Source organism: Lactobacillus sp. CBA3605 (assembly GCF_002970915.1).
In the GTDB taxonomy this organism is placed as follows: domain Bacteria; phylum Bacillota; class Bacilli; order Lactobacillales; family Lactobacillaceae; genus Lactiplantibacillus.
Genome location: NZ_CP027190.1, coordinates 1,251,405 through 1,266,952 on the forward strand (window position 1 = coordinate 1,251,405; position 15,548 = coordinate 1,266,952).

Consider the following 15,548-nt stretch of genomic DNA (forward strand, 5'->3'; position numbering starts at 1 on the left):
ACTACGTCGTGATGAAACGATGGTTTTTTAGGTACTAATCCGCAATAAAATCTAATCGAGCACGAACATTTAACACCGACAACGGCTAAAACTTTGCATTGTTCGTTACCAAACTAAACTTAAATGGCATTAATATTGTTATAATAGAACTTAAACAAAATGTGGAGGCCCGCCGTTATGCAAATCAAATTAATCTCGACTAGTGATGTTCATGGTTATTTAGCACCCACCGACTATAGCCGGCGTGACCACGTGGTGCCCTTTGGCCTTAGTCGAGCGGCGACAGTGATTCAACAATTAACTCAAGTAGACAATGACGATGTTTGGCCGATTGTCATTGACAATGGTGACTTCGTCCAAGGCTCACCTTTAACTTACTTTATTGCCCGCCAGCACCAAGAAGCCGCTCCGTTATACTCGCGGTTAGCCAATCATAATCACGTCCAAGCGGGCGTTTTTGGCAATCACGAATTTAACTACGGTCTCGACTTTTTGGACCTGTGTGAATCGGCCCGTAATTATCCCATGTTGGCCGCTAACATTCATGACGACCAGCACCGAACGTTATTCTCAAAACCTTACACCATTCTGGAACGCGCCGGAGTTAAAGTTGCCATCTTAGGCCTCACCACCCAATTTGTTGCCCATTGGGAACTCGCCAAACACCTAGATGGTCTGCACTTTGAAGACGTCGTGGCGACGGCGAAAACCTATGTCCCTAAGTTACGAGCATTAGCAGATGTCGTGGTCGTTGCTTACCATGGTGGCTTGGAACGCAATCCCCACACAGATGCGCCTACAGAACGCCTAAACGGCGAGAATCGTGGCTCTGCTCTATTAGCAGAAGTCCCGGGAATTGATGCGCTCATTACCGGCCATCAACATCGAAAATTAGCCGTCACGGTCCACGGTGTTCCGGTGACCCAACCTGGGATGAAGGGCACTAACGTTGGTGTAATCACGCTCGATCTCAATGATCAAAAACAAATTATCCAAGGTCAGTCGGCAGTTTTAAGCGTTAAGAATGCGCAGCCTGATACTAAAACCATGGCATTGATTCAGCCGATTAATCGCAAAATGGAAGACTGGTTGGATACCCCGCTGGGTAAAATCAACGGTAATATGCTGGTACATAATCACCTAGAAGCTCGGCTACACAACCATCCTTACATTAACTTTATCAACCAAGTTGAGATGACCGCCACCGGAACCGATATTGCGGCGACAGCGCTCTTCAATAATGATGTCCCTGGTCTAAAACAACATGTCACGATGCGAGAAGTCATGAATAGTTATATCTATCCCAACAAACTCGCTGTCGAAACAATTACCGGTGCCGATTTAAAACAAGCGTTGGAACGCTGTGCCAGTTACTTTTTGTTGCAGGCTGGGCAAGTTATCGTGAATCCTGAATTTTTAAAGCCTAAACTACGTCATTATATTTATGATATTTATAGCGGCATCGACTACACCTTCGATTTGACCCGCCCTATTGGGCAACGCGTGGTTCAACTCGATTATCATGGGCAACCTGTACAACCTGATCAACCCTTAACCGTCACGTTAAATCATTATCGTGCCGGTGGCGGTGGCAACTATCCAATGTATTCACGTGACAAGATCGACCGTCAACTATCGATTGACATGACGGTTCTAATCGCTGATTATTTTGCCGAGAATCCAGTGGTGACTGCCCGTCAACCGACTAATTTTAAAGTCCTTTATTAAAGAAAGCGGGTCCCTAGCTAAATGTCAACATTTAGCTAGGGACCCGCTTTAACTGCTAATCTTTAGAAATCAACTTCATCAGGGTCGTTAGCTAAGCCAGCTACCCCATGCATGCCATCAATGGTTTTCACATCTTCAGCACTCAATTCAAAATCAAATAATTCTGTATTTTGTTGAATCCGATCAGCGTGCACTGATTTTGGTAGTGGTAAGAAACCGCGTTGCAATGACCAACGGAGCACCACTTGGGCCACACTCTTTTGATACTTATCCGCAATCGTCTTCAATGCTAGAATACCAAAAATCTTACCTGTGCCTAATGGACTGTAGGCTTCGGACAAAATGCCATGCGCTTCATTGTAAGCCACAACTTCAGGTTCAGTATCACTAGGATTCAAGAAAATTTGGTTCACAGCTGGGACCACTTTAGCCGTCTTTAATAAGACATCCAAATGCGCTGGGCGGAAATTAGAGACCCCAATTGCCCGCGCTTTGCGAGCCGCATATAAGTCTTCCATGGCGCGCCAAGTATCGGCCGTCAATTGTTCAAAGTTATCCCGCATCGCTGCTGGATTAGGCCAATGAATTAAATATAAATCAACATAGTCTAAGCCTAACTTGTCTAATGAGGTGGCTAACGCGGCCTTTGTCGCTTCATAACCATGATCGGCATTCCAAAGTTTGGTGGTCACAAATAAGTCTTTGCGGTCAATGCCACTATCTGCAATCGCTTTACCAACACTATCTTCGTTGCCGTAAGCAGCTGCGGTATCAATATGGCGATAACCAGCTTTTAAAGCCGCCAGTACAGACTCATAAGCCACTTGACCATCGGGTGTTTGCCAAGTCCCAAAACCAACAATCGGAATCTTGGTACCATTATTCAAACTATACGTATCGGTAAGCTTTGTTAATTGTGTCATTAAGAAATGCCTCCAGTATTTTATTTACTAAGACTAAGTTTACTCGTCAAGGGGGGCTTTGGTCAAGTATCTTGTCCCTAAATAGATGACACCATCCCGATTCGGTGCGAAAATATGATTATCTTAAATAAATGGCGGTGATAATAATGGCCGATGCGACTTTATTAATGCAAACAGCCCTATTAGCTGGTGCGACCTTGTTAGAAAATGGCGCTGAAATTGCGCGGGTAGAAGATACAATGCAACGAATTGCCACTAACGCCGGTTATCCCGACGCCCAGATTTTTGTTTTGTTAACTGGTATTACCATCTCATTGCCAACTATCACCGCTAGTCAGGTACGCGCCATTCATCAACGGGGCATGGACTTAGAAAAGGTGGACCAAGTGAACACGTTATCGCGCCAATTCGCCCAACACCAAATTACCCTCCCAACATTTGCAACCAAGCTCAAGCATGTCAGTCAAGCCGTCCCAACCTTCCGTTTTTATTGGTTAGCCTTAGCAGCTTTAATCGTTAGTGTGACACTGATGATTGCCTTTACCGGCCATGCCACACCAGCCGATTTAATCACGTGTGGTCTGGCTGGCATCGGCGGCTTTAGCGTTTATTATTGGATTAATCGCCTGGGTCAAATTCGTTTTCTGAGTGAGTTTGCCGGGGCCTTAATTATCGGTATCGTTACCTTAGTTGGGTTTTATCTAACAACCGGTCACTATCATCCGGATGCCATCATTATTGGTGCCATCATGCCTTTAGTCCCAGGGGTCGCCATTACGAATGCCGTCCGTGATACAATGACTGGTAACTTATTAAGCGGTCCAGCCCGTGCGATGGAAGCGATTCTATCCGCTTGTGCCATTGGCGTTGGAATTGCCTTAACATCGATTTTTTATTAAGGGAGATGCTTAACATGGGACATTGGTTGTTAACCACTGGCTTATTACAAACCCTGCTCGCCTATTTAGCCACCGCGGGTTTCGGTGTTTTATTAAATATTCCACGGCGAGCAGTTAACCTGAGTGGCTGGGTTGGCGCAGCGGGCTGGGTCACCTATGAAGCAATTGCTCAAGCTTTGCCGCTGACCATCAATATCAAGCTTGCATTAGGTAACTTAGGCGCTGCCATTGTGATTGGCGTCGCTAGTGGTTGGGCGGCACACTATAAACAAATGCCGATGATTATTTTCAACATTCCCAGCTTAGTGCCACTCGTACCAGGTGGGCAAGCTTACCGCGTTGTTCGTAATCTGGTTACCGGTCATCCTGCCATGGCCACCCATTATTTTGTCCAAGTTGTTATTATTGCGGGCGTGATTGCGATTGGCTTTTTAATCGCTGAATTTATCAACCGGTTAACTTGGACTTTAGCGCAGCAACTGCAAAAGGATCACGCTTGAAATTGGTTTTCAAGCGTGATCCTTTTTAAAATCAGTCGTTCAAGGCTTAATGGACCAGTGTAAAGTAGGCGATTACTAAGGCCCCTAGTACAATCCGATACCAACCAAAGACCTTGAAATCATTACGTTTGATGTAATCTAGCAAGAAACGAATGGATAAGTAAGCCACTACGAAGGAGACAATCACCCCAACTGCTAGGACAACCCCTTGGGCGCCAGCTAACGAATTGCCGTGATCAAAATACTTATACAACTTCAATAATGACGCCCCAAACATGGTTGGAATCGCCATAAAGAATGAGAACTCAGTCGCCACATAGCGTGAAGTCCCAATTAGAATTGCGCCTAAAATCGTGGCGCCAGAACGTGAAGTCCCTGGTACTAACGAAAGTAATTGGAAACAACCGATAAAAAGCGCCGTCGTATAAGGCAACGTCTTTAATTCACTGAACCGCGGTGTTAAACGTTTATTATGATTTTCAATCACAATAAACAGCACCCCATAAATAATCAAAGTTGCTGAAACAACCGCCCAATTCATCAGATGTGCATCCATCCAGTCATTTAATGGCAAGCCAATAATAACTGATGGAATGACCGCTAAAATCACTTTACTCCATAACACCCAAGTATCCCGCTTTTCCGGCCGACTCTTACGTGGCGATAAGGGATTTAATTTATGGAAGTAGATGACAACCACCGCCATAATCGCACCCAGCTGAATCACCACATTAAACATATCCGTAAACTGCGTTGATTGTTGCATCTTGATAAACTCATCAACTAAGACCAAATGCCCCGTTGAACTAATTGGTAAGAATTCAGTAATCCCTTCAACAATCCCCAAGATTACTGCTTTAATAATATCTAACACTGGCTAATTCCTTTCTTTTTCAACCCTTGCAACTGGCATTTAAACTATTTAATTATATCAAGGCCACTAACGAGTTAATAGCACAATTCAGTAAGTATTTTGTAAAGTTTAGGCTGATAGGGCCGCTAAAGCCTGATCAAAGGCACCTTTAGTTTCGTTATCGAAACAAACAATCTGAATTAATTGCACCGTTTTGGCCGTGGTTTGGGCCGTTGCTTGTAAAGTTTGTAGTGCAATTGGGGCCGCCAGCGCTAAAGGAAAGTGATAGACCCCTGTACTAATTGATGGAAACGCCACCTGTTGACAACCATGGGCTGCAGCAATATTCAAGCTATTGCGATAACTATTCGCCAGCAATTGCCGTTCATTTTGCTGCCCACCACGCCATATTGGGCCAGGCGTATGAATGATAAATTTAGCCGGCAAACGATACCCGCGAGTTAGCTTAGCCTCACCCGTTTCACAACCGTTTAATAGCCGGCAGGCCGCTAATAAAGCGGGACCAGCGGCCTGATGAATCGCGCCATCCACGCCGCCCCCGCCTAACAAAGTTGTATTCGCTGCGTTCACGATAGCATCCACTTTAACTTGAGTAATATCGCCACGAACAATCTCAATTTTAACCATCCGCTAGCTTCCTTCCACAATTAATTGAACACTTACAGTTGCCTGTTGTTTTAACTGGGCTGCGCTGGGCGCTTGCTTCGCTAAAATCTGTAACCCAGTCCGAACTTGCATTAAACTAGCCGCTAAGGCTGCCACAGAAGCTGGTAAGGTCGCCGCATGAGGACTTAATAGCCCCACTAACCGCGTTTGTAAACCAGCATATATCGCCTGCGTCTGGTCGGCAATAAGTTGATCTTGATGCCCAACTTCGGCCATTAAATTAACCATGAGACAGCCCGCTGGCCACCGGTCACTTTGAAATGGCAGTAGCACACAATCTGTCAAAAGACCTGTTAACGGGGTTCCCAACGCTTGATCACGTTGTATCAGTTGTGTTAACTGCTGATCCAAAACGGTCTGATAAGCCTGTAAACTTTGCCGTAATGCGACGGCTTTGCTGTGATAATGCCGATAGAATTGTGAGCGTGACAGTTGCCCGACATGGACTAGATCATCCACCGTCGTCTGGGCATACCCGTGTTGCCAAAACTGCACCATGAAGGCTTCCACCACCGCTGATGGCATTACTTTTTGCGTTGTTGTCATTGCCGACACCTTCCTTTACTCGGTGACTAGATACTGAATGCCACGCACAATCGCCCCTAAATAACTCACCAGGGCCACCAATCCTAGCACTCCTAGCAAGCCAATTGCTAACCAACTACTCTGACTTAAATTAGTCATATAAAAGCCCGACACCGCCAAAATAACGATGAAAACAATCGCCAGTACTGCCGGTAATAGGTGGAGCCAAAAAGCATGGGCGGCCGTCCGATGCACGTCTAGATTGTCACGTGATACAGCCCACACGATTAATGGAAACAAAACGGGTAAAAATAAAATACTAAGATAACTTAAACTATTAATAATCCGATTATGAGTCATCTCAATCCCACCCTTCAATTAGTTACCCCGAGTATAGCGAAACTCGTCCTTATCAGCAAATGATAAAGAATTTTTAAAATGTTTAGAAGTCTCTCAAGGTTCGATACCCAACCCGTGCGCGTCCCCCTTCTTCTGCTATACTTTAAAGTGCATTAGTTAAGATGCGGAGGGAAACTGCTTATGAAACGACATATCAAATTCAAATGGCGACTGTTACTAGTCGCACTATTCCTGAGTTTTGGCAGTTGGCAAATGCTAGCCCATGCGGCTGACGAGCCGATTGTCACCTTAGGATCTAGCCTCACGAGTAGCCAAAAGACGGGGACAATCAGTACTTTAACCGCTAGTCTAAATGGTGATAGCTATCAAACCTTAACAGTTAACGGGGATACCTTAGTCAAATACCTGAATCCGGCCGGTGAAAGCTTTACTAGCGCTTCAGGTGTTTGGTCGAGTGCGATGATTCAAAAGACCAGCTCAGGATCGGGCATTAATGTTCAAATTCTCGATTACAACGGGACTAACAATATTACGACGATTACTGCTAATCAATATAAAAATGCCGCATTAACGGCTGGGATTACGGATGCTAATATCTATGTCACTTCAGCCACCCCAATTGACGGCTCAGGGGCCTTAGCAGGAGTTTACGCCGCTTACGCCCAGAGTGGTAACCAGTTAAACACCAAACAAGTTAATGCCGCTCAGAGCGAATTAAGCACGTTAAGCGGTATTACCAGCACTAATAAGAATAAAACCGGTTACTCAGATGCCCAACTGAATAACGCCGTAGCTGGTGCCAAGCAAGCCATGGCTAAAAAAGGTAGCACTGTGACCAATAATGAAATTACCACGATTGTGAACCAACAAATCACTAATAATAACTTAACTAATGTGATTACTAACAATCAAAAAACACAGTTGATTAATCTCTTAATTAAAGTTCGTGATTCCGGCGCTTTAGATTCAGCTAGCTTTAAGACACAGGCCAGTTCGCTGATGAAGAACATCCAGTCAAACGCCAAAGGTATTTTTAGTAAGTTAAACACTAAAGAGAATCAAAACTTATTGCAACAAGTGTGGACGGCAATCACAAATTTCTTTAGTTCGATTTTCAAATCAATTTTTAGCTAATCAACTAAAACGCATGGATCCAAGCTCCTTCAAGTCTACCAAAAAGGTCATTTAACTAACTTGTATAAGTTAGCTAAATGACCTTTTTAAATGAGACGCACTAAGCTTGCTTTAAAGCCGTGTACTTAGGCTTCTCAACTACCTTGCTGGCATCTTCATTAACGAATTTATCCATAAATTCTTCTACTAAGTCTAATGTTTGATATTGCTTCGCTAAGTTGAAAGTTTGTGACCATTCCCGATTGCGTTGTAATAACTCAGAAAAGACAACGTGTTCAACCCGTGCGCCTTCAGGAGTTAACTTCAATACCTTATTACGGCGATCATGGTCCTCAGCTTCTTGATATAAATAGTCTTTACGTAATAGGCGACCGATTAACCGTGAAATCGCTGACCGCGTAACGCCATGAGTTTCCGCGATATCCATTAAACGAATCTTGCCTTTAGCTTCGGCAATATCATAAAGAATATAAAATTCGTCTAGCGTAATCCCGTGCTCCGTGGCTGGTTCCGCAAACATGTCAGCTAAGTTTTTAAAGCCGTGTAAATACATATGGCTAAACCGGTTAAAAAATTCCATATCATCATTCATATTAAAAATCTCCCTTTCGATTCAAAAGCCGAATTATAATCTGTTAGTCTTCATAATTCGCTCCAAAGTTATTATAAAATTAGTAAGCGCCTTTTATCATTTCCCCGATTTAAAGTGTACTAGTATATTTTATGAAATACAAGGTCTTTGGGTTATTTTTTATATTAAATTTTTATTTCAGAACTTAAATCCATGGTCCCCCGTTCACGTAAGTAATTAACGAATTGGTTATAATAACGGTCAGTATTATACTTAGCGGTACTCAAGTAAATTCGGTTAATTGTTTGCTTATCTGCACCAAGAAACAAATAAAAAGCTTGTTCGATATTTTCGGCAATCGTTTCCACGCTGACGCGTAATAATTTACGTTTGAAAAAAACTGCCATGCCACCAGATATTGAAAAATTAATGGCATATCTAATCGCTGAAGTTTCACCTGCGACACCGACACTCTCTAGCCAATCCAGACTAACTAAAACCAGCTCAGTCGTTAGTTCTGGGCTAGCGAAGATGTCTTTACTAAAGTGTTCAAGCTTAGGATTTTCATCCAATACACGTAATATAAAACATATTTGAATCATCGTCCGTTGCTCTACTAACAAATCAGTTAATTGTTCATTACTATAAACAAAAACGCTCAACATTATTTCATTTAACATCGTACTTAATAGCACAATTTTCTTAGGAAAATAGTGTTGTAACAACGACTTACTAATATCACACGCTTCTGCAATATCTTTCATCTGTACGAAGTCATAGCCCTTTTCAGCGATCAACCGAAAAGCCGTATTTACTATTTCAGATCGCCGCTGGGTATTCTTTTTCCGAGGCACCAGCTTCACCTTCTCTTCATTACTAGCCAGCTTAAAATCAAGTTAACTGTTTTAATCATTTCGAATTATGACTTAATTCTACCATTATTTTTGATATTTACATTAAATAAACTATACTAATATATCTTTACTTGCAACTTTATTTGAAAATCCACCGTCTTATTACAATCTATTTTCATAAATCGAGTTACGAAGATTTAGCTTACCGCATCATTTGCTTCACTTAATAAAACGCTTACATACGGCCGTTTTATGTTAAACTTAGACTAAGTATCATGATAAGGAGGGGTCAACATGAGTACAAAAAACACTTATCAACTAGCCGATATTGGACGTCATAATCCAATCTTCTCACCATTACGCTCAACTATTGAAACGGCTTTTTATGCCAATAACATGACTCACGTGACAACCGTTAAAGCCGCCTATAATCGGGCAGCGACCAGTCCCGGCACAATCAAAACCGATCTACCCATTTATCGGGCAACCGACCTTGGATTACCAGCTGATGCTAAAATGTTAGTCGACAATACTGGTAAAGTCGTCGGTAGAACTGCTCAAGCACGTCGAATCCTCGGTGATTCAGGCGTCGATGAAACTGATATGACCAGTCGCATTCGGCAAGCTATCTACGTTAGTCAAACACAGCCTTTCATTAAAACTGACGTCTTGGTCGGCTTAGATCCAGATTTTACAGTCCGGGCCCACTTAGCGCTCCCAGCTAGTTTTGCAACTAATTTGTTATCTTACTTGTTGAATTTCCAAGCACTCACTGCTAAATATCAAGCCATGTTTAAAGCTTCCACACCCTATCCAGAAGGGGATATTTATATCTATGCAGACCCAACTTATCATGATCCCGATTATCCTAACGGGCTCGCCTTATTCGACCCTAAACATAATGTAGCTGCCATTCTTGGCTTACCGTATTTTGGCGAACTCAAAAAAGCCACCTTAACGCTGGCTTGGTCAATCGCCCATCGCCACGGTTATGTCGCTTGTCACGGTGGTTTAAAGGCCTTTCATTTCGAACAGCAAGCCGATCAAGTTTTCGCTATGTTCGGCCTCTCAGGTTCAGGTAAGTCCACTCTAACGCATGCTAAACATGATAATCATTATGACATCACTGTTTTACATGATGATGCGTTCGTTATTAATCGCAAAAATGGTAGCTCAGTCGCCTTAGAACCAGCCTACTTCGATAAAACCAACGACTATCCAATGACTGCTAACGAGATTAAGTATTTTATGACCGTCCAAAACGTTGGCGTCACATTGGATGATCAGGGCCGCAAAGTCCTTGTCACCGAAGATCTGCGCAATGGTAATGGTCGAACCATCAAGTCACGTTATGCCTCAACTAATCGCGTCGATAAAGAAGCAGCTCCCATTAATGCTATTTTTTGGATTATGAAAGATGATAGTCTGCCACCAGTTATTAAAGTCGATGATGCCGTACTAGCCGCTACGTTTGGCGTCACACTGGCAACTAAGCGTAGTTCAGCAGAAAATATCGTCGGTGACATTGACCGCAACGCCTTAGTGATTGAACCCTTCGCTAACCCATTTCGTGTCTATCCCTTGTCAGAGGACTACCATGACTTTAAAGCGCTCTTTAAAGACCGTCAACTGGATTGCTACTTGCTTAACACCGGTTCCTTTGGCGCTAAAAAAATCCCGAAGGAGGTCACCTTAGGGGCTTTAGAAGCCATCGTTAATCAGACGGCGCAGTGGGAAAGCTTTGCGGGGCTGGACCACTTGCAAAACCTACAACTAACTGATTTCCCCGTTGCGGCTAAAGATTCCGATTATCGTCGCTTAGTTGCGGCCCGGTTAGCCATTCGTGCTAACTTTGTGGCCCAGTATCAGCAAACTCATACTGATCAGCTACCTAATGAAATTACCGCCATGCTAACTAAACTGCAAGAACAATTAACCAATCAGTAACTTGGCATTCATTCGCGCCCCGTTTTGACTCAATTAAGGTTATAATAAAAGTATCAGTTACCGCACTGAACTTTTACGAATCTTAACAATCGGGGTGAAGAGCATGGAACTACCATTGAGTCAATTATCAGAAAAAGTAATCGAATTTGAACGTCAACATCATCTTACCGATGGCGACCTCGCCTTTGGCAGCCAGCTATCAGTTGAACGGATTCATAACATTAAATCTGGCGAAGTCACGCCAACGCAAGCAGAAATCCAATTGCTGAAAAAATTCATGAATAGTCGCGCTAAGGCTTAACCGAACGTTGTGACTTACTTCTGAGCTTGGGAAAACTCCAAGCTCTTTTTTCATCAACAAAAAAAGCTGACCCAATTGTCAAACGACAGTTGGATCAGCTTTCTAACTGGACTAAAAGTCCATTATTTTTTAATTACATGTGGATAGCAAAACTTGGTGTGAAGTAAGCAGTACTCTTAACAGATGCTGGATCACCATAGTCGTGCGCACCAATATATTGGCCGCCGCCTAAGTAGATTGCAACGTGATAAGGGTTTGAAGAGTTACCCCAGAATACTAAGTCGCCAGCTTGAGCTTGGCTAAAGGCAACATGGCTACCAAGTGCAGCTTGTTGTGAAGTCGTCCGGCCAATGGTAATCCCGGCCTTAGCAAAAGCTAATTGCGTAAATGCTGAACAGTCTAATTGACCGCTACCAGTACCGTAAGGCGTACCAACTAAGCTATATGCAGCTGAGATAGCTGAGCCATAAGTTGCACTGCTAGTTGAGACAGACTTAGTGCTCGTTGAGTTGCTGTTAGTTGAGTAAGTTGTTTCAGTTGCTGAAGCACTTTGCGCACTGGCAGTGCTAGTGCTTTGGCTAGCAGCACTTTGCGTTGATACTGAGCTAGTTGCAGCTGAGCTCTGTGTCGTTGCTGAACTAGTAACAGCTGAACTTTGCGTTGAAGCTGAGCTAGTTGCGACACTTGATGACGTCGTTGAGCTAGTTGCGGCGCTGGTTGCGCTACTTACACTAGCTGTTGAGTTACTGCTTGATTGAACCGCAGCACTCGTTGCAACGCTACTGCTTGAAGCAGCTTGGCTGGTACTACTTGCACTAGTAGTCGTCGTCGAGCTGATTACAGCAGCACTGGTTGCTTGGCTACTAGTTGAAGTAGCAGCACTCGTTGACTTAGCACTGCTTGCACTAGCAGTGGTGGTTGTCTTTGAGGCCTTGTCAGTAGTTTTAACACCAGGGATGTTAATCTTTTGACCAGCAATAATTAAGCTAGCATCGCTTAAGTTATTTTCAGCAGCAATTTGCTTAACTGAAACGTTATATTTTTGTGAATAACTCCAAACCGTATCCCCAGAATGGATTGTAAGTGTGTCGGCATTTGCGACTGCTTGACTAGTTACTAATAAACCAGCTAAAGCAGCGGTTCCTAACATTACTTGTTTAATATTTACTTTCATTTTAATGATGATCACTCCAAAAAGAATGTCACGCATATGTACTTCAAGCCAAGCTCTATACTACCTAATTTGTGTTACACAGCAGTGCCATTTAAATAACATTATGTTACGAACGTTACAGAATCTTAACATTATGCGACAAACGTAATATTACAGTTTCAGATGCCTACAACCACGCGGTTTGTCACTCATCATTTTTTGGGTTATAAACAAATCTTTTTTTAAAAGTTTTTTAAAATTTTAAAAAAATAAGCAAATGAGTTGAAATATCTCATTTACTTATTCCAAATTTAGCGCTGGCGACGGTGTGTTCGTGGTAAACCCAATAACCAACGCACGTCGTTACCCGTAAAATTAATTTTTAAAAATTCAGTCTGCTTGGCTTGGGTATACATCGTTGTTAAGACGTTATCACCCAAGGTTAATACCCGTTGGGCGATGCTATCATCAAATAAATAAAGTAACGTGGCCGTTGTAATCTGAGTGACCATAAAGATTTCAGCAGCATTTTCAAATAATGCCACCGGACTATACTGTAATTGCGCCCGTTTAAAATCCGCATAAGCTGCATTCAGAACTTGTTCTGCTTGGGTCATCAATGCCGTCGTTTCTGCCATCGCCGGTGCCTCCTTTAAATTACCTTCATTTTAACGGCTATCAGCCATTTTAGCTACAACTAACGACTTATTTTGATAAAAATTTGTTATACTAAATGTGCTTTAGGAGGAAACTAACTTGCCAAATACCAATGAACGTTATTATCAACCTACCGATTTAAAAGATGCCATGCTAGCCATCCAAAAATTATTTAATTCTTACGCTGAAGCACCATTGACGCCAGAATTAATCGCCTATCATCAAAAACTGATTACTCAATTACAAACAAACTTGCTAGTGGTCGCCAAAGAACAGCATAACCAATTGCGGCTTAATCAACTCGATCAGATGATTGCGGTCATGCAGGATTGGTTAAAATTACGACTAAACGGCAAAATTTTCAATGGCAAAATGCAACACTTTAAATTCGTCAGTAAAGTCCAACCACAATTCAAACGCCACGTACATAAAATTCGTGGAAACCAAAATCATCGCGCAAGTCGTCATTAACTTTCGATTTCAAATTCAGGGGTTGCGCCTACTCGTTTTTGCGGTATACTGAATTAGTACTTGGGCCCTTAGCTCAGTTGGGAGAGCGCCTGCTTCGCATGTAGGAGGTCGTCGGTTCAAATCCGGTAGGGTCCATTTTGGCATCATTCAGAATTAACAATAGCCATCAAATCATTGTTATATCAGCATTTAGCATAATCCCTATTTATGCCAATTATGACTAATTGGATAACATAGATAACATCAGGGATAACATCAGAATATTATTCCGTTGACTGACAGGCGGTTGCCGTTACCCGATTAAATGGGTGACGGCTATTTTTTTGTCTCATAGCAAACAAGCAATCGATGAAAAAATTCACTTAGTATAATTCTATGTTTTCATTAGTAGAATTCAAAACACATCAAGATAAATTATTACTATCTAATTTGTACACCCCCTCACGTGTGATATAAGTCGCTGTGAAGTCTTGACCCCTACCCGTTACTCATTCCCCCAAGGGATTCATAAAAGCTTTGTGGGTAGGGGTAGTAGCTCTGACAACCATCTATATCCCCCTCACATATAGAACTACCCAAACTACCTTTCCGAAGTCGACTACTACCCACCGGTTCCCAATTAAAAAATTATCGTTCATTTTTGGTAACCCGGGGGCAATATAAAAACGGATGCAGTCAACAACATCCGCCTCGATTTAAGATATTCACTTTCAACATATATAAAACCAAGCCCACACAACCATCAATACGAATCGCAAGTGGGTCAATCAGATTGACTGAACTTTTTACCAAGCAACAAACTACTCATTCAATGTAGCTATCTCAAGTAAATATTTTGGGGGTTGAGTACCTTTTGAACCAGTGAAACCCATTGCTAGCAACATGAATCCGTCACGGTTCATGTAAAAAGCACGCCGATTTCTGCCATAACTATCTGGAACATTGCTATCGGAAAACATCTGCGCAAAAGTGCGCACATCTTTCTGAAGACCATAGATACTCTTCAACACATCTCGATGATTCTTTTCAAACACTTCTGCCACTTGCAAGCTACTAGTTACCGCTTAATTATTCGCCGATTCATAGTCTGCTAGTAATGTGATCAACTCAACCCCTTTAGCGTACCAACGCTTTACAGTTCGTGCTGACATGTACAATTTGGTTGCAATGTCTTCTATATGGTACATCATCAATAAACCTCATCTCTAACACTTGTGATGCTTGCGGTTCTGGTAAGCAATCAATACAATTAAGTATCTCGTCTCTAATTGGTTGGGCCTCTTCCCTCAGTGCACGTACTCGCTTCATTAATTCATCATACCTAGCCATATCATCATCCAATGAGTACCGTCGAGTTCCTCGTGGTATCTCACTTAACTGCGGGCTATGTACGCTCTCCATACGTTGCTCAAGCACCTTTAATTTTTCGGTTAGCCTTTTAATCTGCCTTGCATAAGGTAAGTACTGCAACATAAATTCACGCTTAACCTGATTCATTAATAACCCGCTCTCCTCTCTACTCACCATGATCACAGCTAACTAAAAGAAGCTATCCGTTACGGACAGCCTCACAGTGATCAGCTCAACGCTTGTTTGTGGTTAACAGTAAATACAATTGGTAACCAATGCGGATACTTGTACTCACGATCAGTTTTTGCCACTGGCAAGCTAGGTACTGCTCCATCAATTAAATAAATCATTGGTGAACTAATTTGCATCGCCACATCTGGCCGTGTGATCACATTATCAAATATCTGTACCGCATCCGATGACCAATCAAACCAAAATGATAAGTTTCTTTGCCCGTGCACCCCGATTTCTAGGCCACCATGGTAATCATAATTAAGCCGGTCAAATAATTGTTCTAACTCAACAAAGCTAGTGGCGTCATGCTCACGGATATAGTTGTACATCTCTTCTTCAATTTGTTTAGGGTTCATTGTTATTGCTCCTTTCAATAGATGGAACACATGGAACACTAGCGG

18 protein-coding genes, 1 tRNA gene and 1 pseudogene are annotated in these 15,548 nt (G+C 42.6%); 8 read left to right on the forward strand and 12 right to left on the reverse strand.

Translation table 11 applies throughout. From position 1 onward, the window contains the following. Positions 1-177: 177 nt before the first annotated feature. Entirely contained in the window at positions 178-1,728 is a 1,551-nt protein-coding gene (locus C5Z25_RS06135; RefSeq protein ID WP_105451828.1) for a bifunctional metallophosphatase/5'-nucleotidase, read from the forward strand. 62 nt (positions 1,729-1,790) lie between these two features. Here the strand turns inward: C5Z25_RS06135 and C5Z25_RS06140 are convergent, their stop codons facing one another. Next, positions 1,791-2,651, reverse strand: coding sequence for an aldo/keto reductase (locus C5Z25_RS06140; protein ID WP_105451829.1), 861 nt, complete (start codon positions 2,649-2,651; stop codon positions 1,791-1,793). A gap of 146 nt (positions 2,652-2,797) precedes the next feature. On the opposite strand from C5Z25_RS06140, the gene C5Z25_RS06145 reads away from it, so the two are divergent. Together C5Z25_RS06145 and C5Z25_RS06150 are read left to right on the forward strand one after the other, a co-directional pair. Then, the gene (locus tag C5Z25_RS06145) at positions 2,798-3,550 is read left to right on the forward strand and encodes a threonine/serine exporter family protein (RefSeq protein ID WP_105451830.1); all 753 of its coding nucleotides are present in this window, start codon (positions 2,798-2,800) and stop codon (positions 3,548-3,550) included. Between the two features lie 14 nt (positions 3,551-3,564). Then, positions 3,565-4,050, forward strand: a complete 486-nt coding sequence (locus C5Z25_RS06150; RefSeq protein WP_105451831.1) for a threonine/serine exporter family protein — start codon at positions 3,565-3,567, stop codon at positions 4,048-4,050. 46 nt (positions 4,051-4,096) lie between these two features. Here the strand turns inward: C5Z25_RS06150 and C5Z25_RS06155 are convergent, their stop codons facing one another. The 4 genes from C5Z25_RS06155 to C5Z25_RS06170 form a co-directional block, all read right to left on the reverse strand. Continuing rightward, entirely contained in the window at positions 4,097-4,924 is an 828-nt protein-coding gene (locus C5Z25_RS06155; RefSeq protein WP_105449352.1) for an undecaprenyl-diphosphate phosphatase, read from the reverse strand. A 108-nt stretch (positions 4,925-5,032) separates the two neighbouring features. Further along, the gene (locus C5Z25_RS06160; RefSeq protein WP_105451832.1) at positions 5,033-5,551 is read right to left on the reverse strand and encodes an O-acetyl-ADP-ribose deacetylase; all 519 of its coding nucleotides are present in this window, start codon (positions 5,549-5,551) and stop codon (positions 5,033-5,035) included. Positions 5,552-5,554: 3 nt separating this feature from the next. Next, positions 5,555-6,136, reverse strand: coding sequence for a TetR/AcrR family transcriptional regulator (locus C5Z25_RS06165; RefSeq protein WP_234002719.1), 582 nt, complete (start codon positions 6,134-6,136; stop codon positions 5,555-5,557). 15 nt (positions 6,137-6,151) lie between these two features. Continuing rightward, entirely contained in the window at positions 6,152-6,475 is a 324-nt protein-coding gene (locus tag C5Z25_RS06170) for a magnetosome magnetite crystal formation protein family (protein WP_105451833.1), read from the reverse strand. Between the two features lie 180 nt (positions 6,476-6,655). On the opposite strand from C5Z25_RS06170, the gene C5Z25_RS06175 reads away from it, so the two are divergent. Further along, complete coding sequence (locus C5Z25_RS06175; protein WP_105451834.1) at positions 6,656-7,609, forward strand: DUF1002 domain-containing protein; 954 nt, start codon at positions 6,656-6,658, stop codon at positions 7,607-7,609. 100 nt (positions 7,610-7,709) lie between these two features. On the opposite strand, the gene C5Z25_RS06180 is transcribed toward C5Z25_RS06175, so the two are convergent. Both C5Z25_RS06180 and C5Z25_RS06185 read right to left on the reverse strand, forming a co-directional pair. Then, positions 7,710-8,201 (reverse strand): MarR family winged helix-turn-helix transcriptional regulator, encoded by a 492-nt coding sequence (locus C5Z25_RS06180; RefSeq protein WP_105451835.1) that lies wholly within the window; start codon positions 8,199-8,201, stop codon positions 7,710-7,712. Positions 8,202-8,365: 164 nt separating this feature from the next. Continuing rightward, the gene (locus C5Z25_RS06185; protein WP_105451836.1) at positions 8,366-9,034 is read right to left on the reverse strand and encodes a TetR/AcrR family transcriptional regulator; all 669 of its coding nucleotides are present in this window, start codon (positions 9,032-9,034) and stop codon (positions 8,366-8,368) included. Positions 9,035-9,328: 294 nt separating this feature from the next. On the opposite strand from C5Z25_RS06185, the gene C5Z25_RS06190 reads away from it, so the two are divergent. Both C5Z25_RS06190 and C5Z25_RS06195 read left to right on the forward strand, forming a co-directional pair. Beyond that, the gene (locus C5Z25_RS06190) at positions 9,329-10,981 is read left to right on the forward strand and encodes a phosphoenolpyruvate carboxykinase (ATP) (protein ID WP_105451837.1); all 1,653 of its coding nucleotides are present in this window, start codon (positions 9,329-9,331) and stop codon (positions 10,979-10,981) included. Positions 10,982-11,084: 103 nt separating this feature from the next. Next, on the forward strand, positions 11,085-11,282 hold the full coding sequence (locus C5Z25_RS06195; protein WP_105451838.1) for an LBP_cg2779 family protein: 198 nt from the start codon (positions 11,085-11,087) through the stop codon (positions 11,280-11,282). Positions 11,283-11,415: 133 nt separating this feature from the next. Here C5Z25_RS06195 and C5Z25_RS06200 read toward each other — a convergent pair whose 3' ends face one another. Together C5Z25_RS06200 and C5Z25_RS06205 are read right to left on the reverse strand one after the other, a co-directional pair. Further along, positions 11,416-12,456 (reverse strand): C40 family peptidase, encoded by a 1,041-nt coding sequence (locus C5Z25_RS06200; protein WP_105451839.1) that lies wholly within the window; start codon positions 12,454-12,456, stop codon positions 11,416-11,418. 290 nt (positions 12,457-12,746) lie between these two features. Continuing rightward, complete coding sequence (locus C5Z25_RS06205) at positions 12,747-13,073, reverse strand: hypothetical protein (protein ID WP_105451840.1); 327 nt, start codon at positions 13,071-13,073, stop codon at positions 12,747-12,749. Positions 13,074-13,191: 118 nt separating this feature from the next. Here C5Z25_RS06205 and C5Z25_RS06210 point away from each other — a divergent pair, with 118 nt between their 5' ends. Next, positions 13,192-13,563 (forward strand): hypothetical protein, encoded by a 372-nt coding sequence (locus C5Z25_RS06210; protein WP_105451841.1) that lies wholly within the window; start codon positions 13,192-13,194, stop codon positions 13,561-13,563. Positions 13,564-13,625: 62 nt separating this feature from the next. Then, positions 13,626-13,698, forward strand: a tRNA-Ala gene (locus tag C5Z25_RS06215). A gap of 716 nt (positions 13,699-14,414) precedes the next feature. On the opposite strand, the pseudogene C5Z25_RS06220 reads toward C5Z25_RS06215, so the two are convergent. From C5Z25_RS06220 to C5Z25_RS06230, 3 genes and pseudogenes are all read right to left on the reverse strand, one after another. Continuing rightward, positions 14,415-14,612, reverse strand: a pseudogene (locus C5Z25_RS06220) (Rha family transcriptional regulator); the annotation flags it as partial. Between the two features lie 15 nt (positions 14,613-14,627). After that, positions 14,628-14,753 carry a hypothetical protein gene (locus C5Z25_RS12720; RefSeq protein ID WP_255414752.1) on the reverse strand — a complete coding sequence of 42 codons (126 nt, stop codon included), beginning with the start codon at positions 14,751-14,753 and terminating at the stop codon, positions 14,628-14,630. A 387-nt stretch (positions 14,754-15,140) separates the two neighbouring features. Beyond that, on the reverse strand, positions 15,141-15,503 hold the full coding sequence (locus C5Z25_RS06230) for a hypothetical protein (RefSeq protein ID WP_105451844.1): 363 nt from the start codon (positions 15,501-15,503) through the stop codon (positions 15,141-15,143). Positions 15,504-15,548: the final 45 nt, after the last annotated feature.

Coding starts and splice junctions, on each gene's coding strand:
- C5Z25_RS06150 (WP_105451831.1), top strand. CDS start 3,565: ATGGGACATTGGTTGTTAACCACTGGCTTATTACAAACCCTGCTCGCC.
- C5Z25_RS06160 (WP_105451832.1), bottom strand. CDS start 5,551: ATGGTTAAAATTGAGATTGTTCGTGGCGATATTACTCAAGTTAAAGTG.
- C5Z25_RS06180 (WP_105451835.1), bottom strand. CDS start 8,201: ATGAATGATGATATGGAATTTTTTAACCGGTTTAGCCATATGTATTTA.
- C5Z25_RS06145 (WP_105451830.1), top strand. CDS start 2,798: ATGGCCGATGCGACTTTATTAATGCAAACAGCCCTATTAGCTGGTGCG.
- C5Z25_RS12720 (WP_255414752.1), bottom strand. CDS start 14,753: ATGATGTACCATATAGAAGACATTGCAACCAAATTGTACATGTCAGCA.
- C5Z25_RS06200 (WP_105451839.1), bottom strand. CDS start 12,456: ATGAAAGTAAATATTAAACAAGTAATGTTAGGAACCGCTGCTTTAGCT.
- C5Z25_RS06195 (WP_105451838.1), top strand. CDS start 11,085: ATGGAACTACCATTGAGTCAATTATCAGAAAAAGTAATCGAATTTGAA.
- C5Z25_RS06205 (WP_105451840.1), bottom strand. CDS start 13,073: ATGGCAGAAACGACGGCATTGATGACCCAAGCAGAACAAGTTCTGAAT.
- C5Z25_RS06140 (WP_105451829.1), bottom strand. CDS start 2,651: ATGACACAATTAACAAAGCTTACCGATACGTATAGTTTGAATAATGGT.
- C5Z25_RS06165 (WP_234002719.1), bottom strand. CDS start 6,136: ATGACAACAACGCAAAAAGTAATGCCATCAGCGGTGGTGGAAGCCTTC.
- C5Z25_RS06175 (WP_105451834.1), top strand. CDS start 6,656: ATGAAACGACATATCAAATTCAAATGGCGACTGTTACTAGTCGCACTA.
- C5Z25_RS06135 (WP_105451828.1), top strand. CDS start 178: ATGCAAATCAAATTAATCTCGACTAGTGATGTTCATGGTTATTTAGCA.
- C5Z25_RS06190 (WP_105451837.1), top strand. CDS start 9,329: ATGAGTACAAAAAACACTTATCAACTAGCCGATATTGGACGTCATAAT.
- C5Z25_RS06230 (WP_105451844.1), bottom strand. CDS start 15,503: ATGAACCCTAAACAAATTGAAGAAGAGATGTACAACTATATCCGTGAG.
- C5Z25_RS06170 (WP_105451833.1), bottom strand. CDS start 6,475: ATGACTCATAATCGGATTATTAATAGTTTAAGTTATCTTAGTATTTTA.